Raw genomic sequence first — 24,854 nt, 5'->3', positions numbered from 1 at the left:
CGCCCATGATTCCCGGAGAGCTGCTGCCTGCCGATGGCGAAATCACGCTGAACGAGGGTCGTCCGACCCTCAGCGTGACGGTTGCCAACACCGGCGACCGTCCGATCCAGATCGGCTCGCACTTCCACTTCTTTGAGGTCAACGACGCCCTGCAATTCGACCGTGACGCCACGCGTGGCTTTCGCCTGAATATCGCCGCCGGGACGGCGGTGCGCTTCGAGCCGGGGCAACAACGAACGGTCGAACTGGTGGCGCTGGCGGGCGATCGCCGCGTCTACGGCTTTGCGGGTCGCGTCATGGGGGCGCTATGAAGATTTCTCGCCGCGCGTATGCGGAAATGTTCGGCCCGACGACGGGCGACCGGCTGCGTCTGGCCGATACGGAACTCATCATCGAGATCGAACGCGATTACACGATCTACGGCGAAGAGGTGAAGTTCGGCGGCGGCAAGGTGATCCGTGACGGCATGGGGCAGTCGCAGCGCACCCGCGCCGACGTGGTCGATACCGTCATCACCAACGCCGTCATCATCGATCACTGGGGCATCGTCAAGGCCGACATCGGCCTGAAGGATGGCCGTATCTGGGGGATCGGCAAGGCGGGCAATCCCGACATCCAGCCGGGCGTGACGATTCCGCTGGGCGGGGCGACGGAGGTCATTGCCGGTGAAGGCATGATCGTCACGGCCGGCGGTATCGATTCGCACATCCACTTCATCTGTCCGCAGCAGATCGAAGAGGCGCTATCGTCCGGCGTGACGACGCTGCTCGGCGGCGGCACCGGCCCCGCGACGGGCACCAACGCGACCACCTGCACGCCGGGGCCGTGGCATATGGAGCGCATGCTCCAGGCCGCCGACGGCTGGCCGATCAACCTCGGCTTCCTCGGCAAGGGCAACGTGAGTCAGCCCGAGCCGTTGATGGAGCAGATCGAAGCCGGCGCCATCGGCCTGAAGCTTCACGAGGACTGGGGCTCCACGCCTGCCGCCATCGACGCCTGCCTGTCCGTGGCCGACGCCACCGATACGCAGGTCGCCATTCACACCGACACGCTCAACGAGGGCGGCTTCGTCGAAGCCACCGTCGCGGCGATCAAGGGTCGCACGATTCACACGTATCACACCGAAGGCGCCGGCGGCGGTCACGCTCCGGACATCCTGAAGGTATGCGGCGAGGCGAACGTGCTACCGTCGTCGACCAATCCGACCCGGCCGTACACCATCAACACGCTCGACGAACACCTCGACATGCTGATGGTCTGCCATCACCTCGATCCGGCCATTGCGGAGGACATCGCGTTTGCCGAGTCGCGCATCCGTCGCGAGACGATTGCGGCGGAAGACATCCTCCACGACCTCGGCGCGCTGTCGATGATCTCCTCGGACTCGCAGGCAATGGGGCGTGTGGGCGAAGTCGTCATGCGCACGTGGCAGACGGCGCACAAGATGAAGGTGCAACGCGGCGCGCTCGGGACAGACTCGTCACAGTCGGACAACTTCCGCGTCAAGCGCTACGTGGCGAAGTACACGATCAACCCGGCGATCACGCACGGCATGGCGCATGAGATCGGGTCTTTGGAAGTCGGCAAGTGGGCGGATCTGGTGCTGTGGGAGCCGGCGTTCTTCGGCGTGAAGCCGTCGCTGATTCTCAAGGGCGGCATGATCACGACGGCGCTGATGGGCGACCCGAACGCGTCGATCCCGACGCCGCAGCCGGTGCATTACCGCGAGATGTTCGGGGCACGGGCCGGGGCCATGGCGCGCACCTCGCTGACGTTCGTGTCGCAAGCAGCGTACGATGGCGACGTGGCGGGCCGTTTCGGGCTGTCCAAGCGCATCGTGCCGGTGCGCAATATCCGGCAGGTGACCAAGGCCAACATGATCAACAACGACTGGCTGCCGCAGATCAGCGTCGACCCCGAGACCTATCAGGTCATCGCGGACGGCCAACTGCTGACGTGCGAGCCGGCGACCGTGCTGCCGATGGCGCAACGTTATTTCCTTTTCTGACCCATGCCGCAAGATTCCGCATCGCCCGCTCCGGCGGACAACCCCTCGTCGTCGACGCTGCGTCGTGTTGAAAAGCGCTTCGAAGCGGGACGCATCGCCGCACCGCTCGCGCGTCGCGCCCCGGCGCTCGTGCTGCCGTTCGACGCGCGCAGCAAGAGCCGTCTGCGGGCGACGCTGGAAACCGGTGAGGACGTCGCCTTGTTCCTGCCGCGCGGCACGGTGCTGCGGGGTGGCGACATGCTGGTCGCTGACGACGGTGGCTTCATCCGCGTGGAGGCTGCGCCCGAGACCGTGCTGCTCGTGACGGCATCGACTGCGCTCGCGCTCACGCGTGCAGCGTATCACCTCGGTAATCGTCATACGCCTGTCGAAGTCGGTGACGGTTATCTCAAGCTCGAATACGACCCGGTGCTGCGCGACATGCTGCTGCGGCTGGACGTCGACGTGGCGGAAGCGTTGATGCCGTTCGAGCCGGAAGCTGGCGCTTATGGCGGCGGTCACAAGCATGGGCATGATGCGACGTTCGCCGAGGACTTCGCGCTCGCACAGCAAGTGTTTCATGAGCATCACGGGCATTCGCATGACCATGGACATGACCATGACCACGATCATGGGCATGTGCACGGCCCAGGCTGCGGTCACGATCATGCGCATGGACACTCGCACGACCATGACCACGGACATGTGCATGGCCCAGGCTGCGGTCACGATCATGCGCATGGACACTCGCACGACCACGATCACGGACATGTGCATGGCCCAGGCTGCGGTCATGCACATGACGAGAAAGTCGCTGCGACAGACGCAAGCCCTGCCTCTCCTACTGTGAGTCCGACCGATGACGGCAAGTCTGGCCAGTCCTCTCACTGAGCCGGTTGCAGCGGCGTCGTTGCAATCGCTCGCGGCGCTGCTGCATCTCGCTTCGCCTGCGCTGCCCATCGGCGCCTTCAGCTATTCGCAAGGCCTTGAAGCCGCGGTCGAGCACGGCATCATCCACGACGCGCCCAGTGCCGAGCGATGGATCGCGAGTCAGCTCGACGGTGTGTTCACGACGGGTGAGCTGGCCCTGCTCGCACGACAGTGGCGTCATTGGCAAGCACGGGATAAGGCTGCGCTGAAGCACGTCAACGACTGGCTGCTCGCGACCCGCGAAGCGGCCGAACTCCGTGCGGAGACGGAACAGATGGGCTGGTCACTCACGCAACTCGCCGTGTCGCTCGAATGGGGCGACGCGGAGCAGCGCGCATACCTGTCGTCGATCAAGCCGATTGCCCTGCCGACGGCATTCGCGTTCGCCGCGCTGACGCACGGTGCCGCGCTGCCGGACACGCTCGTCGCCTATGCGTTCAGTTGGCTCGAGAATCAGGTTGCCGGTGCGCTCAAGGCTGTCCCGCTCGGACAGCTTGCGGCGCAACGCGTGATCGTCGCGCTGCGTGCGCGCGTGGTCGAAGCCGCGCATCGGGCAGCGTCGCTGCCAGACGACCAGATCAATACGTTTTCCCCGGCACTCGCCATTCTTGCGTCGCGTCACGAGACGCAGTACTCACGGCTTTTCCGCTCGTAGTCACGCTTGCCTGACGCGGAGCATCGCGTCCTTCGCTGTCGTTCTACTTCGTCATATTTCGTCTCATCTAGCCCCATTTCGCAATTTCACTGCCACCACGACATTCGCCATGACGACAACTGCCAACGCCCGTCGTACCAAGAAGAATCCGCCGCTGCGTGTCGGCATCGGAGGCCCCGTCGGCTCCGGCAAGACCACACTGACCGAGATGCTCTGCAAGGCCATGCGCGAGCGTTACGATCTCGTCGTCATCACCAACGACATCTACACGAAAGAAGACCAGCGCCTGCTCACGGTCGCGGGTGCGCTGGAACCCGAACGCATTCTCGGCGTCGAGACGGGCGGTTGTCCGCACACGGCGATTCGTGAAGATGCATCGATCAACCTTGAAGCCGTCGAACGCATGCTCGATCGTTTTCCGGATGCAGACGTCGTCTTCATCGAGTCCGGTGGCGACAATCTCGCGGCAACGTTCAGCCCCGAGTTGTCGGACCTCACCATCTACGTGATCGATGTCGCCGGTGGGGAGAAGATTCCGCGCAAGGGCGGCCCGGGCATCACCAAGTCTGATCTGCTGGTGATCAACAAGACCGATCTCGCCCCGTACGTCGGCGCGTCGCTCGACATCATGCGCTCCGACACGCAGAAGATGCGGGGAATGCGTCCGTTCGTGATGGGGAACATGAAGGAAGGCAAAGGCCTTCAGGAGATCATCAGCTTTATCGAAGCGCGAGGGATGCTCGCGTGAAGGGATGCGGGGGCCGCCGGGTAACACACTAATCAATCATGAAAATGATGGTTTTTGGGCGGCCACGGCCGACTGACGTTATGTAGTTTCATGATCAGTACTTCATTCTCCATTAAGCGATAGATCATTCGGTAGCGTTTGTGCGAGACAAGCTCCCGGGTGTTGGGTATGTGGCCGGGCCGACCGATGGAAGGAAAGGTGCGAAGCATGTTGACTGAACGCCGCACGGCATTCTCGAAGGCAAGGGCGGCGTTCAGATTGAAGTTCGCCAGCGATGTCCTGGCAATGATGCGATCCCTCTGGGCCAATTTCGACCATAGAATCGTCGCGCTCACAGTTGCTCCTGAAGCCTCCGCATCCATTCATCGGCTTCGGCACTGACAATCTCATCCGGCACCACCCGTCCGGCCTCCAGATCTCTCAGCCCCATCAGCACTGCAAAAAATTCTTCGACATCGATCTCGTCGGGATCGTGGGGTGTCTCGAAGTATTCGGGATTGAGATCGACGGAGCATCCGGTTTTGACAACCTCGCTCGGTAACTTGCGGCCTGCGGCGACATCCGCAAGTCCACGAATCGTCGCGTCGTAAAGCATCTGCGCTTCGCGGCGGATATGGGCTTCTTCTTCAGCGCTGAGCGGGTAAAGCTCAGGCACGGGGATCGGGGCGAACACCGGCTGGCGGCGCACAAATGAATCGGCGTTCTGCTGATCGACAATCTGCATCGTGATTCCTGACTAGGATTTGGGCGGGGGGCCACTCACACGAGTGTTGCCAAATTAATCGTCAGGGATGGGCGAGTCAATCGGGTCGGGAGATTTCTCGGGCGATTCCTATGCGAATCGCCCAATTTTCCGATGACCGGGTCGGACGGTCGGATCGACTACCGATATTTCAACGCTGCGCGACCGAGAACCCGTGTTCGCGCAGCAGTTGCAGCACGCCATGCGGGCCGCCGAGATGCAATGTGCCGATCGCGACGAATACCGGCTTGCCCGGGTCCGCCAGGAACAGCATGCGTGCGAGAAAACGCCGGTTGCGCGAGTAGAGAATGCGCTCGTCGATGGCGTCGGCCAGGGCCACGTTGCGTCGCACCTGCGCCGCCTTGCTCTGCGACCAGTCGAACACCAGCTCGGCATCCCCCGCCCGCCACAGCCGGTGCAACTCCTCGACCTGCGCCGTCGCCGTCTTCGGGGTGAGCACCAACTCCTGAGCCAGCAGCTCGTTTTGCTGCGCCCCGGTCAGACCGGTGAAGGCATCCATCTGCTCGGCGAGCGATTCGAGACCGACGATCCGGCCGCGATAGATGTTCTCCAACTGGTTTTCCGTGCCGTACTCGGTCTGCAAATCGGCGCCCATCGAGTCCAGCGTCTCGACGAGCAGCGCCGCCAGCCATGGCCGCATGTGACGAATCTCGGCGAGCATGGGCGGATTGCCCTTGAGCCGGTCGCGCAACTTGCGCCATAACGGCGCAGGAATCAACCGAGGCAGACAGGCCCGCGTACACATGCCGTATTTCTGCACGTCGTCCTGCGACATCGTCAGATCGTCGGGCGAGAGCTCGAACGCCACCACCTTCGACACGCGCAGCGCATCGACCACGACTTTGCGGAACGGGTAGTCGTCGGGCTTGCCGACGTGCAGGGTGCCCATCACGTAGATGGTCATGTCGCCCTTGCGGGCTTCATAGAACGGGAGATTGGCGCCCGGCGGCGGTTCACCGGGCTCCGGGACCACCAACGGGAAGGTTCGCGGCACCACCGCGCGCGGGGCCGCAGTCGATGCCGCGTCCAGCGTGACGGCGAGCGTCATGAGCAAGCAACCCAGCAGCCAGCCGGTCAAAGCAACGCCCCGGCGAACAGGTGTCGCGCGTGGTGGTCCACCCAATCTCGTTATCCCTCTATGTCTTCGACACGATGGCACGCCACCAGACGTCCCTCGAATTCGCGCAATTGCGGCACTTCCTCACGGCAACGGTCGATGGCATACGGGCAGCGCGGCGCAAAGGCACACCCGGGCGGCGGACGCAGCGGCGAAGGCAATTCGCCGATCAGCGGAATCTTCACACGACGCTCGGACGCCTTGATCGCCGGCGTCGCCGACATCAACGCCTTGGTGTACGGATGCAGCGGCTTGCCGAACACGGTGGCCTTGGGACCGTGTTCGACCGCGCGGCCGAGATACATCACCATGACGTCGTCGGCCACATGCTCGACCACCGCGAGATTATGCGACACGAATACGTAACTCGTCGCGTATCGGTCCTGCAAATCCATGAAAAGATTCAGGATCTGTGCCTGAATTGAGACATCCAGGGCCGAAACAGGCTCGTCCGCCACCACAATCGCCGGCGACAGAATCATCGCCCGGGCAATCGCCACGCGCTGACGCTGGCCGCCCGAAAACATGTGCGGATAACGCGCCACATGCTCCGGGCGCAAACCCACGGTACGCATCATCTCGGCGATCTTCTCGCCCCGCTCGGCGCGGCTGAGCGACGTGTTGATGGCCAGCGGCTCATCGAGCGCCTGTCCCACCGTCTTGCGCGGGTTGAGCGACGCATACGGGTTCTGGAACACCATCTGAATCCGCGTGCGCAACGGCGCCAGTTCGCCCGCAGAAGCCGCCGTCGTCTCGGTCGCATCGACGAAGAGTCTGCCGGACGTGGGGGCTTCGATCAATGTGAGCACCCGCGCCAGCGTCGATTTGCCGCACCCCGACTCGCCGACGACCGCCAGCGTACGGCCGGCTTTGAGCTCGAACGACACGCCATTGAGCGCCTTGACGCTCGCCACCCCACGGAACATGCCGCGTCCCACGGTATAAAAACGCGTCAAATCCTGCGCCGATAACACCACATTCCCACCCGACGCCCCCACCTGCGGACTTCCCGGCGGTGTCGCGAAAACCGTTTCACTCATTGCGCACCTCCCGTCGAACGACCACCCGAGACCTCAGCCACCGCATGCGGCAACGGCTTGAAACACCGCACACGCGGTGAACCCACAGCACTCGGCCCGACGTAGGGCGTGAGCGCGGGCTGCGCCTCGCGGCAATGGGCGTCAGCGTAAGGACACCGCGGCGAGAGCAGACACCCCGCCGGACGGTCGTCGCGCCCCGGCACCACCCCCGGCAGCGTATGCAGCCGGCGCACCCCTCGGTTGTGCTCGGGGATCGCGGCAAGTAAAGCTTCCGTGTAGGGATGGTGCGGTGCATCGAACAGCGCCGGCACTTGCTGGACTTCGATGACCTGTCCCGCATACATGACCGCCACCTTGTGCGCAACTTCGGCCACGACTGCGAGGTCGTGGGAAATCAGCACGAGCGACATGCCGTAATCCTTCTGGAGTTGCAGCAGCAGCGCCATGATCTGCGCCTGAATGGTGACGTCGAGCGCGGTCGTCGGCTCGTCGGCAATCAGCAGCTTGGGACGGCAGGCGATCGCCATCGCGATCATCACCCGCTGATTCATCCCCCCGGAGAGTTGATGCGGGTAGGCGCCAAGGCGGTTCGCGGCATCGGGAATCTCGACCTGCTCCAGCAACTCGACGATGCGCTCGCGCAGCGCCCGTCCGCGCAAGCCCATGTGCCGACGCAGCACCTCGCCGATCTGATAGCCGATGGTGTAGCTCGGGTTCAGGCTGGTGAGCGCATCCTGAAAGATCATCGAGACGTCGCGCCCGACGATGTTGCGACGCTCACGCTTGGACGCGCCCAGCAGATCCTTGCCGTCGAAGCGCACCTCGTCGGCGCTCACGCGCCCCGGGGCGTCGATCAGGCCCATGAGCGCGAGCATCGTCACGCTCTTGCCCGAACCGGATTCGCCGACCACGCCGAGAATCTCGCCCTGACCGACGTCGAGGTCGATGGCATCGACCGCGCGCGCGCCGTCGAAGTCGACCGATAGATTTCGAATGGAGAGCAGACTCATGCGATTCGCTTCAGTTTGGGGTCGAGGGCATCGCGCAGGCCGTCGCCGACCAGGTTGATGGCAAGGACCGAGATGACGATCGCAAGTCCCGGCAGCGTCACGATCCACCAGGCACTTTCCATGTAGTCGCGGGCGGACGCGAGCATCGAGCCCCACTCCGCGAGCGGCGGCTGCACGCCCAGGCCGAGAAAGCCGAGCGCCGCCGCGTCGAGAATGGCCACCGAAAAGCTCAGCGTCGCCTGCACGATGAGCGGCGCCGCGCAGTTCGGCAGCACCGTCGAGAACATCAGACGCAGCGTGCCTGCGCCCGCCATGCGAGACGCCACGACGTATTCGCGCTGCAACTCGCCGATGGCCGCCGCACGCGTCAGACGCACATACGCGGGCAACGTCACGATCGCGATGGCGATGGTCGTGTTGGCAAGCCCCGGGCCGATCACGGCCACCACGGCCACCGCCAGCAGCAGCGAAGGCAGCGCCATCATCATGTCCATCAGACGCATGATCGGCGTGTCGAGCCAGCGCGGGAAAAAGGCCGCCAGCAGCCCGAGCAGAATGCCGGGAATCAGCGACAGCACCACCGACGACAGACCAATCCAGAACGACAGACGCGAGCCGTAGATCAGGCGCGAAAGAATGTCGCGTCCGGCCTCGTCAGTGCCCAGCAGGAATCTGGCGTTGCCGCCCTCGAACCACGCGGGCGGGATTTTCACGAAGTCCCGGTACTGTTCGATGGGGCTGTGCGGCGAGATCAGCGGTGCGAGAATCGCCGCCGCGAACATCAGCAACAGAATGATGGCCGCGACGGTCGCGCCGCGGTTGGAGGTAAAGCTGCGCAGGAACTCCCGGATCAGGCGCGCGCGAGGCGTCGCCGTGACCGCGGCGGGGGGCGGCAGCGTAGCAGGCGTGTCACTCATCGATGACCTCCTCAGTGCCGGATGCGCGGGTTGACGACGCCGTAGAGCACGTCGACCAGCAGGTTGACCAGAATCACGCCCGTCGCGATGAGCAGAATGCCGCCCTGCACCACCGGATAGTCGCGCCGGAGAATGGCGTCGATCAGCCATTTGCCGATGCCGGGCCACGAGAACACGTTCTCGGTGAGCACCGCCCCCGCGAGCAACGTGCCGACTTGCAGCCCAATCACCGTGATGACCGGAATCAGCGCATTGCGCAGGGCATGCACGACGATCACGCGCCACGGCGACAGCCCCTTCGCCCGCGCCGTGCGGATGTAATCCTCACGCAGCACTTCGAGCATGGCCGAGCGCGTCATGCGTGCGATCACCGCCAGCGGCACCGTGCCGAGCACGATGGTCGGCAAGATCAGATGGCTGAACGCCGACGCGAACGCCCCTTCGTCTCCCGACAGCAACGTGTCGATGAGCATGAAGCCGGTCACGCTGGGCACGTCGTACTCGACACCGATGCGCCCCGACACGGGCGTCCACTGCAAGTCGACGGAGAACAGCATGATGAGCAGCAGCCCCCACCAGAAGATCGGCATGGAGTAGCCGGTGAGCGCTGCGCCCATGGTGGTGTGGTCGAGCATCTTGCCGCGTCTGAGCGACGCGGCCACGCCAGCGGGCAAGCCCACGACCAGCGCGAAAATCATCGCGCACAAGGCCAGTTCGAGCGTGGCGGGGAAACGCGCGAAGAATTCGTGAAGCACGCCCTCGTTGGTCACGATGGAGCGTCCGAGGTCACCCTGCGCCGCGTGCTTCAGATAGACGAAATATTGCGTGGTGAGTGGCTGATCGAGCCCCAGTCGCTTCATCGCTTCGGCGTGCATGACGGGGTCGAGATTACGCTCGCCCACCAGCACCTCGATCGGATCGCCGGGAATGAGGTGAATGAGCGCGAACGCGAGGATAGTGATGCCGATGAACGTCGGTATCACCATGCCTAGTCGTCTCAGGACGAATCTCAGCATAGGAATGTTCCGTGGGGGCATCGCGCGCCGCCCGCCCCCGGCAGGGACGGACCGCACTTTGCCGCGTTAGTCAGTCTCGGACGGTCTTCTGTCCACTTGCTGCGAGCTGGCCCGGGCGCGGCGGCCGGGCCAGTCGACTTTCTTGTTGTGTGCGCCGGACAGCGCCGAGATCGTCGGCGATGTCCGGTCCGGATCACCCGATCCGGCTTGATACCACTTCGTCCAGCGGCGTCCAGCCTTAGTCGAGCGACACGCCGGCGAAGCTGTTACGGCTGAACGGGCTGAGCTTGAAGCCCTTCACGTTCGTCGCCATCGGCTTGTACTGCGTGGAGTGCGCAATGGGCGAGAACGGCAGTTGCTGCGTGAAGATCTCCTGCGCCTGCGTGTAGAGCTTGGTGCGCTCCTTCTGGTCCGTGGTCTGACGTGCCTGCTTGATCAGGTCGTCGAACGGCTTGTAGCACCACTTCGAGAAGTTGTTGCCGTTCATCGAATCGCAGCCGAGCAGCACGCCGAGCCAGTTGTCGGGGTCGCCGTTGTCGCCCGTCCAGCCGATGAGCATGGCGTCATGCTCGCCCGCCTTGGCACGCTTGATGTACTCGCCCCATTCGTACGTGACGATGTTGGCCTTCACGCCGATCTTCGCCCAGTCGGCCTGAATCATCTCGGCCATCAGCTTGCCGTTCGGGTTGTACGGACGTTGCACCGGCATGGCCCACAGCGTGATCTCGACACCCTTCACGCCCGCCTTGTCGAGCAGCGCCTTGGCCTTCTCCGGATCGTAAGCGGCCTGCTTGATGTTCTTGTCGTAGGACCATTGCGTCGGCGGCATCGGCGCACCGTTCGACAACTGCCCGGCCGAGCCGTACACCGACTGGAGAATCGCCTGCTTGTTGATCGCCATGTCGAGCGCCTGACGCACTTCCACGCGATCGAGCGGCGCCTTCTTGACGTTGTAGGCCACATAGCCGAGGTTGAACCCGACCTGATCGGGCATCTTGATCTTCGATGCCTTGCCCTGCGCCTGAATGTCGGCCTTGAGCGCATCCACGTCCGCCGGACGCGGGTACGTCACCACCTGGCACTCGTTGCGCTTGAGCTTCTGGATACGCACGTTGGCGTCCGTCGTGATGGCGAAGACGAGCTTGCCCACCTTCGGCGGCAGGTTCGTATTCCAGTACTCCTTATTGCCGTCCATGCGCAGCGTGGCGTCCTTCGTGTAGCTGCGGAAGATGAACGGACCGGTGCCGACCGGCTTGAGGGCGATGTCACGCGGATTGTTCGCCGCGAGCAGCTTGTCTGCGTATTCCTTCGACAGGATCGACGCAAACGACATGGCCAGATTCTGGATGAACGGCGCGTCGACCTTCTTGAGCACGAAGCGCACGGTGTACGGATCGACGATCTCGATGCGATCGATGTCCGCCTGCATGCCCATGTCCACGTAATACGGGAATTCCGTCGGATAGGCCTTGCGGAACGGCATTTCGCGATCGCCCATGCGCTCGAACGTGAACTTCACGTCTTCGGCGTTGAAGTCGCGCGTAGGCTTGAAGTAATCGGTGGTGTGGAACTTCACACCCTTGCGCAGGTGGAAGGTATAGATCTTGTTGTCCGCCGAGATATCCCACTTCTCGGCCAGCGACGGCATCACGCCAGTCTCACCCGGCACGAAGGCGATGAGCCGGTTGTAGATGGCGTCGGCGGGATCGAAATCGGTACCGGTGGTGAGTTGCCCCGGATCGAAACCGGCGGGGCTGCCCTCGGAGCAGTAGACGAGGGTCTTGTTCGGGAGCTCGACAGCAGATGCGGGCATCATCGCCGTCGCACCGGCCAGCGCAGTTGCAGCCAACAGCAAACGCAGGGTGAGAGTCTGTTTCATAGGCTCCTCGAGGTTGAGTTGACGCTCGGCAGCATGACGCCACCGAACTCTCGAGGGATATTACTGAAGCTTCACCCGCGTAACAACACACCAAATCCCTACCGAATGGAGGATTTGTGGTGTTTTTGCATAGGAAATCACCCAATTATGATCAGGATTGACTTCTGACCCGCAATCGATTGGCAAACGATTGCGCGACGCCCCTTACAGACCGAGACGCTGCCACATCGCCTTGGTCGCCGACGCGGCGTTGAGCGTGTAGAAGTGCAGTCCCGGCGCGCCGTCCTTGAGCAAGCGCTCGCACAGTGCCGTGACCACATCGAGGCCGAAAGCCCGGATCGACTCGCGATCGTCGCCAAACCCTTCAAGGCGCTTGGCGATCCAGCGCGGCACTTCAGCGCCGCACATCTCCGAGAACCGCATCATCTGCGAGTAATTCGTGATAGGCATGATGCCCGGCACGATCGGCACCGTCACGCCGAGCCGCGAAGCATCGTCGACGAAACGGAAGTAGGCGTCTGCATTAAAGAAATACTGCGTGATCGCCGCATTCGCGCCCGCCTTCACCTTGTTGGCGAAGTGCTCCAGATCCAGACGCGGCGACTTCGCCTGCGGGTGGTATTCCGGGTAAGCGGCCACTTCGATGTGGAACCAGTCGTCGGTCTCGGCGCGAATGAATTCGACCAGCTCCGACGCGTAGCGGAACTCACCGATCTCGCCCATCCCTGACGGCAGGTCGCCGCGCAGCGCCACGATGTGACGAATGCCGTTACCCCGGTAGGTATTGAGGATCTCGCGGATGTTGTCTTTGGTCGAGCCGACGCACGACAGGTGCGGTGCGGCTTCCACGCCTTCGCGCTGGATTTCGATGACGGTGTCGAGCGTGCCCTGCTGCGTCGAACCACCGGCGCCGAACGTTACCGAGACGAACTTCGGGCCGAGCGGGAACAGTTGCTCGCGCGTAGCGCGCAGCTTCTCCGCGCCGTCGGCGGTCTTGGGCGGGAAGAATTCGAAACTGAAGGAAGGTTGCGTCATGATCGTCTTGTTATCGAGAGAGCCGCTCATGCCGCATGCGTGGCGTGCACGAAAAACTCCCGGTTGCCGTCGCCGCCGGCGATGGGACTGTCGAGCCAGGCGGCTACCGTCAGTCCGAGCGCTTCGCAGGCGGTGCGGATTTTTGTCTCTACTTGCGCGTACTGCGCGGTATCTTTCACGAGGCCACCACGCGCGATGTGCTCCCGTCCCACTTCGAATTGCGGCTTGACCAGCATCAGCAGATCGCCGCCCGTGGCCAGCAGCGGTGCAAGCGCCGGCAGCACCAGCGTGAGCGAGATGAACGACACGTCGCCGACGATCAGATCGAAGCCCGCTTCGGGCACCGTCTTCGGGGCGTCGTCTGGCGTGGCGCCAGTGGCTTCAGCCAGACGTTCGTCGAGCATCGCGCGCGACAGATGCCGTGCATTGATCCCTTCGAGCGACACCAGCCGAGGCTCGCCCATCAGTCGTTGATGCAGTTGTCCGTGTCCGACGTCCACACCCACGACCTGCGCCGCGCCCGCCTGCAACAGGCAATCCGCGAAGCCGCCGGTCGAAAGACCGACGTCGAGGGCCACACGCCCCGTCACGTCGAGTCCCGTCTGTATCAGCGCGCCGGCGAGTTTCAGGCCACCGCGCGACACGTAGCGATCTTCACCCGGCAGGCCGTCGGCCGCCGCACGCACTTCCAGCACTTCGTCGCTCGCCACCGGCTGGCTGGACTTCTTGAGCGCCGTTTCCGTGCCCGCGTAATACACGCGACCGGCATCGATCAGACGTTGGGCGACGGTGCGCGACGCGGCAAGCCCCCGGGAGACGAGGGCCTGATCGGCACGAAGAGCTTGCGACATGACTTACGGGTTTCCTGCAAATAACCGCCGACACGATGGCGTGACGGCGTTGAGACTCAGACGTTGGTGGCGCGTTCGCCGCCGAACACCAGCGCCGACAGAATCCACGAGATCAGGCTGTACAGCAGCGAGCCGAAGAGCGCCGCCCAGAAGCCCGAGACTTCGAAGCCCTTGACCACGTGTGAAGCGAGCCAGAACAACAGCGCGTTGATGACGAAGATGAACAGCCCCAGCGTGACCACCGTCACGGGCAACGTGAGCACGACGAGCAACGGACGCAGGAACGCGTTGATCAGGCCGAGCACGACCGCAACGATCAGCGCCGTGCCGATGCCCTTGAGCTGAACGCCCGACACGATGTACGGCAAAACGAGAAGCGCGATGGCATTGATGAGCCAAATCAGCAGCAGACGCATGGCAAGCTCCGTTATGCATGCCGGGCACGGACGTCTACCGTCACCGGCGTTGGGAAATACAGGGAAATGCGAGCGCGGCGGCAACTGACGCCGCCGCACCGTGTTCTCGCCGCCTGCCGGCGCGCCGCACCCCTCCGTGCGAGGCACCGGCAGCCTGACGCCATCGTCAAGCGCTAGCGGCAGCCCGGCGACACCAACGAACGATCAATAGCGGTAGTGAGCCGGCTTGAACGGACCGTTCTTGTCGACGCTGATGTACTTCGCCTGATCGTCGCTCAGCACGGTCAGTTCGGCACCGATACGGCCCAGGTGCAGACGCGCCACCTTCTCGTCCAGATGCTTCGGCAGCACGTACACGCTGTTCTTGTACTTGGCGCCGTGCACGAACAGTTCGATCTGGGCGAGCGTCTGGTTCGTGAACGAGTTGCTCATCACGAACGACGGGTGGCCCGTAGCGCAACCGAGGTTCACGAGGCGGCCTTCGGCGAGCAGGATGATGCGCTTGCCGTCCGGGAAGATGATGTGATCGACTTGCGGCTTGATGTTTTCCCACTGGTACTTGCGGGTCGACGCCACGTTGATTTCCGAGTCGAAGTGGCCGATGTTGCACACGATGGCCTGATGCTTCATCGCGGCCATGTGGTCGTGATCGATCACGTGGAAGTTGCCGGTCGCCGTCACGAAGATGTCGGCCTTGTCGGCAGCGTAATCCATCGTCACGACACGGTAGCCTTCCATCGCCGCCTGCAACGCGCAGATCGGATCGATTTCCGTGACCCACACCGTGGCGCCCAGACCGCGCAGGCTTTGCGCGCAGCCCTTACCCACGTCGCCGTAACCGGCCACGAGCGCGATCTTGCCCGCGATCATCACGTCGGTAGCACGTTTGATACCGTCGACGAGCGACTCGCGGCAGCCGTACAGGTTGTCGAACTTCGACTTGGTGACCGAGTCGTTCACGTTGATGGCCGGGAACGGCAGCGTGCCGTCCTTTTCCATCTGGTACAGACGGTGCACGCCCGTGGTGGTCTCTTCGGTCACGCCCTTGATCTGCGACAGACGCTTGCTGTACCACTGCGGATCGACTTCCAGGTGACGCTTGATCGACGCGTACAGCGCGACTTCTTCTTCGTTCGTCGGGTTGCCGACGACCGAGATGTCCTTCTCGGCCTTGCTGCCCAGAATCAGCAGCAGCGTGGCGTCGCCACCGTCGTCGAGAATCATGTTGGCGAACTCGCCGTTCGGCCATTCGAAAATGCGGTGGCTGTATTCCCAGTATTCGTCGAGCGACTCGCCCTTGAAGGCGAACACCGGAATGCCGGCAGCGGCGATAGCGGCAGCAGCGTGGTCCTGCGTCGAGAAGATGTTGCACGAGGCCCAGCGCACTTCGGCGCCCAGCGCGGTCAGCGTCTCGATGAGCACGCCCGTCTGAATGGTCATGTGCAGCGAACCGGCGATGCGGGCGCCCTTGAGCGGCTGGCTGGCCTTGAACTCGGCGCGCGTGGCGACCAGACCCGGCATTTCGCTCTCGGCGATGGTCAGCTCTTTGCGGCCCCAGTCGGCCAGCTTGATATCGGCAACGTGGAAATCGGAAAACTTCGAATCGACTACGGCGTTCATCACGCCTCCTTTCTCTAAAGTCTAGATAGTTGGGACGTGAGCGCCGTTCTTGGGGCCCACTCGCCAACGATCCGGAGGTAATCCGGCGGCCGGCGGGGCCAATAGGAAGGATCTTGAGCCTGGCAGCACTTCGGCTGTCGCAACGCTCCTCAAGACCCCGGCATTGTAGCAAAACTGATGGGCCGCGTTGCGTCAGGGGCGACGCCCGAAGGGTTATTTTTTCTCAGAGCGGGAGATGGGCGATCAACGGTGCGGCGAGCACCATGAGCACGCCGTTGATCATCATGACGAGGCTGGCGACGACGCCCTCTTCGCCACCGATCTGACGCGCCTTGGCCGTGCCGAACCCATGCGCGCCTGCGCCGAACGGTGCGCCACGGGCCATGCGCGTGCGCAGCGGCAGCCACGAGAGCAATGCCTCGCCGAGCAGCATGCCGATCAGGCCGGTGATGATGACAAAGAGCCCGACGAGATCGCGCGAGCCGCCGAGCTGATCGGATACGACCAGCGCGAACGGCGTGGAGATGGAACGGGCGAGCAGGCTGCGCGCCATCTCGGGCGGCAGTTCGAACAACCGGGCGAGCACGTACGAACTGCCCACGGCCACGACCATCGCCACGAGCACGCCGAATGTCAGCGCGAAGGCGTGACGGCGGATGATGTCGCGATGCTCGTAGATCGGCACCGCAAAGGCGATCGTCGTGGGCCCGAGCAGCCACACGAGCCAGCGCGAGTCGGCAATGTACGTCGTATAGGAAATATCGCCGCCGATCATCACGCCGATGACGAGGATCGGGGCGAGAATCGCCGGCCCGAGCCACACCTTGCCGAAGCGCGCGTAAAGGCGCTTCGAGACGTAATAGAAGAAGACGGTAAGAACGAGCAGCAGGAGCGCCGTATGATTCATGACAAGTCCCGGCAACCGCTAGACGCGCGGAAAGTGTGGCAAGACTCGCGCGGCATCAGCGGGCGTCGTGCGCATGCGCACGGCGAGCCGGAATGCGAACGAGGGCGCGCTTCAGATGACGTTCGGCACGGCAGGCGAAGTCCACGGCCAGCGCCGTCGAGATCATCACGAGCACCGTGCCCACGCCGATCACGGCCAGCAGTTGCAGGCCTTCCTGACGCAGCAGGTCGGTGTATTGCATGACGGCGGCGACCAGCGGCACGAAGAAGAGGATCATCTCGGCCAGAAACCACTCCGCGCCGCGTTTGATCTTCTCCGTCTTCAGCACGCCGCTCATGAGCAGGGCCACGACGACCAGCAGACCCAGCACGCCGCCCGGCAGGGGCAGATGAAAATGACGCGACGCAGCATCGGCTGCCAGATAGATACCCGTGAGGAGCGCAATCTGCCAGAGCACGCTGACAATGCCCTTGCTGCGGGTATACACACGGCTGGCGATCGTCTTGGTCATGGCGGACTCCATAAGGGTTTTCACGAATATGGAGAGGAGTATAGGAAGCACCGCAACATAAATATAATGAATTAATCGTATCAAATCGATTCCAAATCGGAATAATTTAAGTATTAACCCTAATAGTGCATGAAAAAGCCTTGCGGGACGGGGCTTACGTCGATTCGGCACCATTAAGGTGCATTCGAGAGAACCAAAATGGAACTGCGTGCGTTACGAGGATTTGTTGAAGTTGTGCGACAGCAGAGCTTCACGGCGGCAGCCGAAGCGCTTTTCGTCACACAGCCGACCGTGAGCAAGATGGTCAAGGCACTGGAAGACGAACTGGGCACGCCGCTGATGTTGCGCGAGGAGCGCGGCATGGGACGTCGGCTGCAATTGACCGACGCGGGACGCGTTGTCTTCGAGCGCGGTCAGGACGTACTCGCAGCCCACGCGCGGTTGCAACAGGAGTTGGCCGACCTCGAGACCGTTTCCCGGGGTGAGCTGTCCATCGGCATCCCCCCGCTCGGCGGCGATCTGTTCATCCCGGTGATCGGCGCATTTCACCAGCACTATCCCGACATCGAGATGAAGTTGTTCGAGACCGGATCGCGGGCCATCGAGCAGGCGTTGCTCGCGGGCGAGATCGAACTGGGCGCGGTGCTGCTGCCGGTGGATCCGACAGTGCTGGAGGTGCTGCCGGTGTGTCACTACCGGCTGCGTCTGATCGCACCGCGCGACTCTCGCTGGGAAGGACGCGCCTCGGTCGGTCTCGGTGAATTGCGCGACGAGCCTTTCGTCTTCTATGGCGAAGGGTTTGCGCTCTCGGAGTTTGTGATTGCCGCGTGTCAGCGGGCAGGTTTCACGCCAAAAATTGCCGGACGCTCCAGCCAGTGGGACTTCATTGCCTCAATGGTGGACAACGGCGTGGGCATCGCGCTGTTGCCGGAGCCTTTCTGCGCGCGGCTGGATCCGAAGCGTTTCGTGATGACCGATGTGCGCGACCCGGAAATTCCGTGGGATCTGGCGATGGCATGGCGGCGCGACTCCTACCTCTCGCACGCGGCGCGACGCTGGCTCGCGCTGGCCCGCGACATTCTCGGCCCGGGTGGCGACGGCGAGGCCAAGGCCGCCATCGCGGGCGGAGCGCGCCGCACCTGACGGGAGGCGAAAGTTTGTCTGCCATGCCATGTGCGACGGCGCGTGCCGATGCCGGGGTCGCCCCACGTGTCACGACATCGGCATGTCCGGTTTGCGGGCGGGGGGGGGGCGATCCGACGTCATCCGACGATTGCGGTATCCTTGCCGCTGACAAATTTCCCCCTAGCTGTCGTGTTGTCGCACGACGGCGCGACACCTCGACACTTCGACACTCATGCGCATCATTACCGCGAATCTGAACGGCGTGCGATCGGCCGCCAAGAAGGGCTTCTTCGAGTGGTTCGGCAATCAGGACGCCGACATCCTCTGCGTGCAGGAAATCAAGGCGCAGTTGCCGGACATGACGCCGGACTTTCTCAAGCCGCACGACTATCAGGGCTACTTCCACTACGCCGAGAAGAAGGGCTACAGCGGCGCGGGCGTGTACGTGCGACGCGAGCCGGACGACATCGTCATCGGCTGGAACAATACGGAGTTCGACGCGGAAGGTCGTTACGTCGAGGTGCGTTACGGCGATCTGTCGGTGATCTCGGTGTACATCCCGTCGGGATCGAGCGGCGAGGAGCGTCAGGCAGCGAAGTTCCGCTTCATGGCCGACTTCATGCCGCACCTGCTTGAGCTCAAGGCCGCAGGACGCGAAGTCGTGCTGTGCGGCGACGTGAACATCGCGCACAAGGAAATCGACATCAAGAACTGGAAGGGCAACCTGAAGAACTCGGGTTTCCTCCCAGAGGAACGTGCGTGGCTCACCCAATTGTTCGACGATCACGGTTATGTGGACGTCTTCCGCACGCTGGACCAGCGCGCCGAGCAATACACGTGGTGGAGCAATCGCGGACAGGCGTATGCGAAGAACGTCGGTTGGCGCATCGACTATCAGATCGCCACGCCGGGTATCGCAGGCAAGGCAAAAACTACGTCGGTGTTCCGCGACATCAAGTTCAGCGATCACGCACCGCTGACGGTGGACTACGATCACGCACTGTAAGTCTTGCGGCAGGTACAGCAAGCGAAAAACAGAAGGCCAATCCTTGCGGGATTGGCCTTTTTGTTTGCGCTACCTCGCGCTTTCCACACATCGATCAGGCTTACCGCGCCCCACCTGCCGCAGGCACGCCATCACCGCCGTCGTCGTCGGCGCCCCACGGGGCGACCTTGGGTAGTAGCAGCATGCCCGGCACTGCGAGTGCCGTGCAGATGAGGAAGAACGTCAGCCAGCCCACACCGTCCACGATGTAGCCCGTACCCGCATTCGCGAACGTGCGCGGCACCGACGCCAGACTCGTGAACAACGCGAACTGCGTTGCCGTGTAGCGCGGGTCGGTCGTGCGCGCAATGTAGGCCGTGAACGCGGCCGTCCCCAACCCCGCCGTGAACGCCTCGAACGCGATTACCGCCCCCAACCCCGCCACCACCGCGCCCGCTTCCGCCAGCCATGCGAAGCCCAGTACCGACACCAGTTGCAGCACGCCGAACACCCACAGCCCCCGGTTGATGCCCAGCTTGATCAGCCAGATCCCGCCGATGATGCCGCCCGCCACGCTCGCCCACAGACTCGTCGCCTTCGCGACCACGCCGATCTGCGTCTTCGTGAAACCCAGATCCAGATAGAACGACGTGGCCAGCGACGTCGCCATCGAATCGCCCAGCTTGTACAGAAAGATGAACGCCAGCACCAGCAACGCCTGCGACCACCCGCCGCGTGTCACGAATTCATGGAACGGCTCGACCACCGCCTCGCGCAACGTCTTCGGCGGCGTGCCGCGAATCTCCGGCTCCTTCACCACCAGCGTCATCACGATGCCCGGCAGCATGAACGCTGCCGTCGCAAAAAACACCTGCGACCACGGCAGATGGTCGGCCATGATCAGCGCAAGCGATCCCGGCACCAGACCCGCCACCTTGTAGGCATTCACGTGCATCGCCGTACCCAGCCCCTGCTCACGGTCGGACAGCAGCTCGCGCCGGTAGGCATCCAGACAGATGTCGAGACTTGCACTGAAGAATGCCAGCGCCGCCGCGAGCGCCGCAATCGTCATCAGATCGCGCTGCGGCGAATACGTCCCCATGATCGCCACCGCCCCGGCCACCAGCAACTGCGTGATGAACATCCAGCCGCGACGCCGCCCCGGTTTCCAGCCCAGCAGATTGGGCGCGAAACGATCCATGAGCGGCGCCCACAGAAACTTCCAGGTGTAGGGGAACTGAATCAGTGCGAACAGACCGATCGACTTCAGATCGACATGCTCGCTGCGCAACCATGCCTGCACGAGATTGAGCAGGATGAAAAGCGGCAGACCGGAGGTGAACCCGAGAATCACGCAGATGAGCATCCGCGTGGGGTGAAAGACGCGCCCGTCGTCGGGCCGCAGCGAATCGGTCATGGAAAGGACAGTTGGGGCCAGCCGCCTGCGGTGCATGGCACCCGGCCCCCGTGTCTGCTTCCGTCAGGGGCCCGGCGCTACGCTGCCCCGCACGCTGCCGTCGGTTCAGGAACGCTTGACGCGATAGACCGCAAGACTACCACGCCAGTTCGCGCCCACCGACACGAGTCGCCCGTTATGCAACACCGCACGATCCAGAATTTTCACACCGACGTCCGGCGCCAGCGCCTCGAAATCCTTGATCGTCAGCACACGCACGTTCGGCGTGTTGTGCCACTGGAACGGCAAGCTTTTCGACACCGGCATACGTCCCTGCAACACCGACAGACGATGCGGCCAGTAGCCGAAATTCGGGAAAGAGACGATGGCTTCGCGTCCCACGCGCACCGTCTCACGCAAGATGTCCGCCGTGCGGTGAATGGTCTGCAACGTCTGCGACAGAATGACCGTGTCGAAGCTCTGATCCTCGAAGAGCTTCAGGCCGTCTTCCATATTTTGCTGAACGACGTTGATGCCGCGCTGCGCCGACGCCAGCACGCCCGCGTCGTCGATCTCGATGCCGTACCCGCTCACACCGAGTTCATCGGTCAGCAGACGCAGCAACGACCCGTCACTACACCCGAGATCGAGGACCTGCGACGACGGTTCGATCCATCGTGCGATGACCCGGAAGTCGGGACGATCCGCGAGCGACGCCGAGATACGATCGCGCGACGCCGCCAGTTGCGCCGCCTGCGCACTGAGCGACACACCGCCTACGCCGTTCGCCGAAATGGTGGACTGACTCATACCCCGACCTCCTGGGCGATACGTTCGTAATAGGCGCGCACCAGATTGTGGTAACGCGAATCGGTAAGCAGGAAAGCATCGTGACCGTGCGGCGCATCGATTTCGGCGTAGCTGACCGTGCGACGCGTATCGAGCAGCGCCTTGACGATCTCGCGCGAACGCGTCGGCGCGAAACGCCAGTCGGTCGTGAACGACACGATCAGATACTTCGCCGTCGTGTGCGACAGCGCCTTCGCCAGATCGCCGCCGACCGTGCGCGCCGGGTCGAAATAGTCGAGCGCGCGCGTGATCAGCAGGTACGTGTTGGCGTCGAAATACTCGGCGAACTTGTCGCCCTGATAGCGCAGGTAAGACTCGACTTCGAACTCCACGTCGAAGCTGAAGCGGTAGCCGTCGTCCTTGCCGTTTCCGTTACCGCTTCCATTACCGTCTGCCCCGGCCTTGATATCGTCGACCAGCGCTTCGGCACGTCGCAATGCCCGGCCGAATTTGGTCGCCATGTCTTCGTCGGACAGATACGTGATGTGCCCGATCATGCGTGCCACGCGCAGCCCGCGACGCGGCACCACGCCATGTGCGTAATAGTCGCCGCCGTGAAAATCCGGATCTGAGAGGATGGCCGAGCGCGCCACTTCATTGAACGCAATGTTCTGTGCGGAAAGCTTCGGTGTGGAGGCGATCACCAGACAGTGCCCCACTCGTTCGGGATACATGATGCTCCACGCGAGCGCCTGCATGCCGCCGAGACTGCCGCCCATCACGGCGGCGAATTTGCGGATGCCGAAGACATCGGCCACACGTGCCTGCGCGTTGACCCAGTCCTCGACAGTGACGACCGGGAAGCGCGCGCCGTAGGGCGTGCCGGTGGATTCGTCGAGACTCATCGGTCCGGTCGATCCGAAGCACGAACCGAGGTTGTTCACCCCGATGACGAAGAAGCGATTGGTGTCGAGCGGCTTGCCCGGGCCGACCATGTTGTCCCACCAGCCGACATCCTTGGGGTTGTCGGCGGCGATGCCCGCCACGTGATGCGACGCATTGAGCGCGTGACACACCAGCACCGCATTGCTGCGATCGGCATTGAGCTCGCCGTAGGTCTCGACCATCAGGTCGTAGCCCGCGAGGGTGCTGCCGTTCTGCAATGCCAGCGGCTCAGCGAAATGCATCCGCTGCGGCGTGACGATTCCGATTGAAGATTCCATAAATCCCTGTCCGAAACATGCCGGTCAACGTCTGCGCCGATTCATAAGACGATACGAATCGACGGACGAAGTCCTGAAGCGTTCTGTGCGGGAAAAGGGGTCGACGGAAAAACGGCGGGGTGCGCGAACGACCTCTTTAGCCGCATTTTTAGTGAATGTCCCACGCCGGAGTGTCTCCGGCAGAGTCATTCGCGCGCCCGCAAGCGAGTCACCAAATCGGCGCGCCAATCATCGCGACAAGGCCCGACGGTATTGCGTCGGCCTCATCGCGTGTTGCAAAAGTATAACGTAATCTGCGCACAGGGCGCAGACCACCGGCTTAGCGCAGCAGTGCCGCGACTTGCGGCTCAGCGCCTTCGGCCGGCGAGCGCTTGAAGCCGCTCTTGGCGAAACGGTGCCAGCGGCCGAGCACGTAGGACACGAGCAGGTTCGCCCGCGAATTGGCGTCGAACGTTTCCGGTAACGTGCCTTGTGCCGCCGCCAGACGCAGCACCTGGCGCAGCGACGCCTCGATGCGGTCGAGCAACTGGTTCATGCGCTCTTGCAGACGCTCGTGTTCACCGACCAGCGCTTCGCCGGTCAGCACGCGCGTCATGCCGGGGTTCTTCTCGGCGAAACCGAGCAGCATCAGCACGATGGCGCGTGCTTGCGACACGCCGTCCTGATCCTGTGCGGAAATCTGATTGATCAGACCGAAGATGGTCTGTTCGATGAATTCGATCAGGCCTTCGAACATCTGGGCCTTGCTCGCGAAGTGGCGATAGAGCGCCGCTTCCGAAACGTCGAGGCGCGCCGCCAGCGCAGCCGTCGTGATCTTCTCGCCCTTGGGGGTTTCGAGCATGGCGGCAAGGGTTTGCAATACCTGCACGCGGCGCTCGCCCGGCTTGGGACGGGTGGTCTTCACCGGCGCTGGCGCGGCCTCCAGCGCATCGGCGGTGCCGTAACCGGCGCCGTTCGAAGAGTTTTCCTGCTGCATCGTCTGGTCGTTATCAGTTGGGATTTGATTGTCGGACTGCCCGGGCCACGCGTTTCGCGCCTTCCCCGGTCGCTAGGCACGCCCGTAACTCGCGCAGAGATTGTACTTTGATATCCACGTAGTGTGGGCGGCCACTTCGCGGCATGACCTTGCCAAGACTGTTTCTGATCGGCAGATGCCCCGTGATCCAGACTGTCTTGATGCCGAAATGTCGCAGATGTTTGAGGTGCGTACGCGTGTCCTCGACGAGCCACGTCTGCGCGGGCGCCAGCCCCTCGCGCACGAGCAGGCGGCGCAGCATCGTCGCGTCCGGTTTCGCGCGCCAGGCGCGACGGTCCGCCATGTCCTCGATGCTCACGCAGCGTTCGAAATGCCGACGGATGCCCAGCGCCTCGACGATCGGCATGGCGTAATGCGCGGGCGCATTCGTCAGCAGAATCTTGCGTCCCGGCAAACCGGCCAGCAGTCGCGCGATGCCGCGCTCGGCGCGCAGCACTTCGGCCAGCGGCGGCAACTCGTGAACGCGCGCGAGAAATTCATGCGGATCGATCGCGTGATGCCGGATCAGTCCGAGCAGCACCGCGCCATAGCGTTCCGTGTAGGTCGAGCGCAACAGATTGGCTTCGTCCTGCCCCAACCCCAGCTTCTCGACGATATAGGCGGTCATCGCGCGGTTAATGCGCGGAAAGATCGCGTGAGACGCGCGGTGCAACGTGTTGTCCAGATCGAACAGCCAGACCGGACCGCGCGTGCCGTGCTCGCTGCGGGCGCGAAGCGCCCGGCGTCGCCGGCTCAGAACGTGAGAAGAAGGCACGGAGATAGCGGATTCTTGCGAGGAGATACGTGAACATGACCGACGCCATCAGTGAATGCGTCCCTCAAGCCCGGGAACGCGGCGCCGTCACAGCAAGGCAAGATGCTATCGCGCGAGGCCCGCTTTGACAAATTCGCCCGGCCC

General features: G+C 63.2%; 26 protein-coding genes and 1 riboswitch. Of the genes, 7 read left to right on the top strand and 19 right to left on the bottom strand.

Annotated elements, in window-relative coordinates:
* Positions 1-5 precede the first annotated feature (5 nt).
* The 5 genes from C5N93_RS20835 to ureG all read left to right on the top strand — a co-directional run bounded on the left by C5N93_RS20835 (position 6) and on the right by ureG (position 4,320).
* Positions 6-311 (top strand): urease subunit beta, encoded by a 306-nt coding sequence (locus tag C5N93_RS20835; protein ID WP_069342051.1) that lies wholly within the window; start codon positions 6-8, stop codon positions 309-311.
* Positions 308-2,008 (top strand): urease subunit alpha, encoded by a 1,701-nt coding sequence (gene ureC / locus C5N93_RS20830; RefSeq protein ID WP_242560738.1) that lies wholly within the window; start codon positions 308-310, stop codon positions 2,006-2,008. Before C5N93_RS20835 ends, ureC begins: the two co-directional genes overlap by 4 nt.
* A 57-nt stretch (positions 2,009-2,065) precedes the next feature.
* Entirely contained in the window at positions 2,066-2,878 is an 813-nt protein-coding gene (ureE, locus tag C5N93_RS20825; RefSeq protein ID WP_242560931.1) for an urease accessory protein UreE, read from the top strand.
* Positions 2,847-3,572 carry an urease accessory protein UreF gene (locus tag C5N93_RS20820; protein ID WP_242560737.1) on the top strand — a complete coding sequence of 242 codons (726 nt, stop codon included), beginning with the start codon at positions 2,847-2,849 and terminating at the stop codon, positions 3,570-3,572. Before ureE ends, C5N93_RS20820 begins: the two co-directional genes overlap by 32 nt.
* A 109-nt stretch (positions 3,573-3,681) precedes the next feature.
* Entirely contained in the window at positions 3,682-4,320 is a 639-nt protein-coding gene (ureG, locus tag C5N93_RS20815; protein ID WP_069342047.1) for an urease accessory protein UreG, read from the top strand.
* A gap of 32 nt (positions 4,321-4,352) precedes the next feature.
* Here the strand turns inward: ureG and C5N93_RS20810 are convergent, their stop codons facing one another.
* The 14 genes from C5N93_RS20810 to C5N93_RS20745 all read right to left on the bottom strand — a co-directional run bounded on the left by C5N93_RS20810 (position 4,353) and on the right by C5N93_RS20745 (position 17,402).
* Positions 4,353-4,655 (bottom strand): type II toxin-antitoxin system RelE/ParE family toxin, encoded by a 303-nt coding sequence (locus C5N93_RS20810; protein WP_242560736.1) that lies wholly within the window; start codon positions 4,653-4,655, stop codon positions 4,353-4,355.
* Positions 4,652-5,044: a hypothetical protein gene (locus C5N93_RS20805; RefSeq protein ID WP_242560735.1), complete on the bottom strand. Its 393-nt coding sequence runs from the start codon at positions 5,042-5,044 to the stop codon at positions 4,652-4,654. Before C5N93_RS20805 ends, C5N93_RS20810 begins: the two co-directional genes overlap by 4 nt.
* A 169-nt stretch (positions 5,045-5,213) precedes the next feature.
* Entirely contained in the window at positions 5,214-6,131 is a 918-nt protein-coding gene (locus C5N93_RS20800) for a TraB/GumN family protein (protein WP_242560930.1), read from the bottom strand.
* Between the two features lie 80 nt (positions 6,132-6,211).
* Entirely contained in the window at positions 6,212-7,240 is a 1,029-nt protein-coding gene (locus C5N93_RS20795) for a peptide ABC transporter ATP-binding protein (protein WP_069342044.1), read from the bottom strand.
* Positions 7,237-8,250: an ABC transporter ATP-binding protein gene (locus tag C5N93_RS20790; RefSeq protein ID WP_242560734.1), complete on the bottom strand. Its 1,014-nt coding sequence runs from the start codon at positions 8,248-8,250 to the stop codon at positions 7,237-7,239. The genes C5N93_RS20795 and C5N93_RS20790 overlap by 4 nt, the downstream gene beginning before the upstream one ends.
* Complete coding sequence (locus tag C5N93_RS20785) at positions 8,247-9,167, bottom strand: ABC transporter permease subunit (RefSeq protein ID WP_150720835.1); 921 nt, start codon at positions 9,165-9,167, stop codon at positions 8,247-8,249. Before C5N93_RS20785 ends, C5N93_RS20790 begins: the two co-directional genes overlap by 4 nt.
* 11 nt (positions 9,168-9,178) lie before the next feature.
* Positions 9,179-10,183 (bottom strand): ABC transporter permease subunit, encoded by a 1,005-nt coding sequence (locus tag C5N93_RS20780; RefSeq protein ID WP_242560733.1) that lies wholly within the window; start codon positions 10,181-10,183, stop codon positions 9,179-9,181.
* A 238-nt stretch (positions 10,184-10,421) separates the two neighbouring features.
* Positions 10,422-11,999, bottom strand: coding sequence for an ABC transporter substrate-binding protein (locus tag C5N93_RS20775; RefSeq protein ID WP_242560929.1), 1,578 nt, complete (start codon positions 11,997-11,999; stop codon positions 10,422-10,424).
* Between the two features lie 267 nt (positions 12,000-12,266).
* Complete coding sequence (gene metF / locus C5N93_RS20770; RefSeq protein WP_242560732.1) at positions 12,267-13,097, bottom strand: methylenetetrahydrofolate reductase [NAD(P)H]; 831 nt, start codon at positions 13,095-13,097, stop codon at positions 12,267-12,269.
* A 26-nt stretch (positions 13,098-13,123) separates the two neighbouring features.
* Positions 13,124-13,948: a TlyA family RNA methyltransferase gene (locus tag C5N93_RS20765; protein WP_242560731.1), complete on the bottom strand. Its 825-nt coding sequence runs from the start codon at positions 13,946-13,948 to the stop codon at positions 13,124-13,126.
* 56 nt (positions 13,949-14,004) lie between these two features.
* A complete protein-coding gene (locus tag C5N93_RS20760; RefSeq protein WP_242560730.1) occupies positions 14,005-14,364 on the bottom strand; it encodes a phage holin family protein in 360 nt (119 codons plus the stop codon).
* Between the two features lie 204 nt (positions 14,365-14,568).
* Positions 14,569-15,984, bottom strand: coding sequence for an adenosylhomocysteinase (gene ahcY, locus C5N93_RS20755; RefSeq protein WP_150720831.1), 1,416 nt, complete (start codon positions 15,982-15,984; stop codon positions 14,569-14,571).
* 31 nt (positions 15,985-16,015) lie between these two features.
* Positions 16,016-16,141, bottom strand: a riboswitch (S-adenosyl-L-homocysteine riboswitch).
* Positions 16,142-16,207: 66 nt separating this feature from the next.
* On the bottom strand, positions 16,208-16,891 hold the full coding sequence (locus C5N93_RS20750; RefSeq protein WP_069342036.1) for an LrgB family protein: 684 nt from the start codon (positions 16,889-16,891) through the stop codon (positions 16,208-16,210).
* A gap of 55 nt (positions 16,892-16,946) precedes the next feature.
* A complete protein-coding gene (locus C5N93_RS20745) occupies positions 16,947-17,402 on the bottom strand; it encodes a CidA/LrgA family protein (protein ID WP_242560729.1) in 456 nt (151 codons plus the stop codon).
* Between the two features lie 198 nt (positions 17,403-17,600).
* On the opposite strand from C5N93_RS20745, the gene C5N93_RS20740 reads away from it, so the two are divergent.
* Both C5N93_RS20740 and C5N93_RS20735 read left to right on the top strand, forming a co-directional pair.
* On the top strand, positions 17,601-18,545 hold the full coding sequence (locus C5N93_RS20740) for a LysR family transcriptional regulator (protein WP_069342034.1): 945 nt from the start codon (positions 17,601-17,603) through the stop codon (positions 18,543-18,545).
* Between the two features lie 214 nt (positions 18,546-18,759).
* Positions 18,760-19,533, top strand: a complete 774-nt coding sequence (locus C5N93_RS20735) for an exodeoxyribonuclease III (protein ID WP_242560728.1) — start codon at positions 18,760-18,762, stop codon at positions 19,531-19,533.
* Between the two features lie 100 nt (positions 19,534-19,633).
* On the opposite strand, the gene C5N93_RS20730 is transcribed toward C5N93_RS20735, so the two are convergent.
* The 5 genes from C5N93_RS20730 to C5N93_RS20710 form a co-directional block, all read right to left on the bottom strand.
* Positions 19,634-20,929, bottom strand: coding sequence for an AmpG family muropeptide MFS transporter (locus C5N93_RS20730; protein ID WP_150720829.1), 1,296 nt, complete (start codon positions 20,927-20,929; stop codon positions 19,634-19,636).
* A 105-nt stretch (positions 20,930-21,034) separates the two neighbouring features.
* Complete coding sequence (gene metW, locus C5N93_RS20725; RefSeq protein ID WP_240493506.1) at positions 21,035-21,718, bottom strand: methionine biosynthesis protein MetW; 684 nt, start codon at positions 21,716-21,718, stop codon at positions 21,035-21,037.
* On the bottom strand, positions 21,715-22,920 hold the full coding sequence (locus tag C5N93_RS20720) for a homoserine O-acetyltransferase (RefSeq protein WP_242560727.1): 1,206 nt from the start codon (positions 22,918-22,920) through the stop codon (positions 21,715-21,717). Before C5N93_RS20720 ends, metW begins: the two co-directional genes overlap by 4 nt.
* Positions 22,921-23,239: 319 nt before the next feature.
* Positions 23,240-23,896: a nucleoid occlusion factor SlmA gene (gene slmA / locus C5N93_RS20715; protein WP_063389806.1), complete on the bottom strand. Its 657-nt coding sequence runs from the start codon at positions 23,894-23,896 to the stop codon at positions 23,240-23,242.
* A gap of 13 nt (positions 23,897-23,909) precedes the next feature.
* Positions 23,910-24,710 (bottom strand): HAD-IA family hydrolase, encoded by an 801-nt coding sequence (locus tag C5N93_RS20710; RefSeq protein WP_242560726.1) that lies wholly within the window; start codon positions 24,708-24,710, stop codon positions 23,910-23,912.
* Positions 24,711-24,854 lie beyond the last annotated feature (144 nt).

The sequence above is a fragment of the Pandoraea sp. LA3 genome, assembly GCF_022696215.1.
Classification (GTDB): Bacteria; Pseudomonadota; Gammaproteobacteria; order Burkholderiales; family Burkholderiaceae; genus Pandoraea; species Pandoraea capi.
Note: the sequence above shows the minus strand (reverse complement) of the source record. Positions and strands in the feature narration are given on the sequence as shown.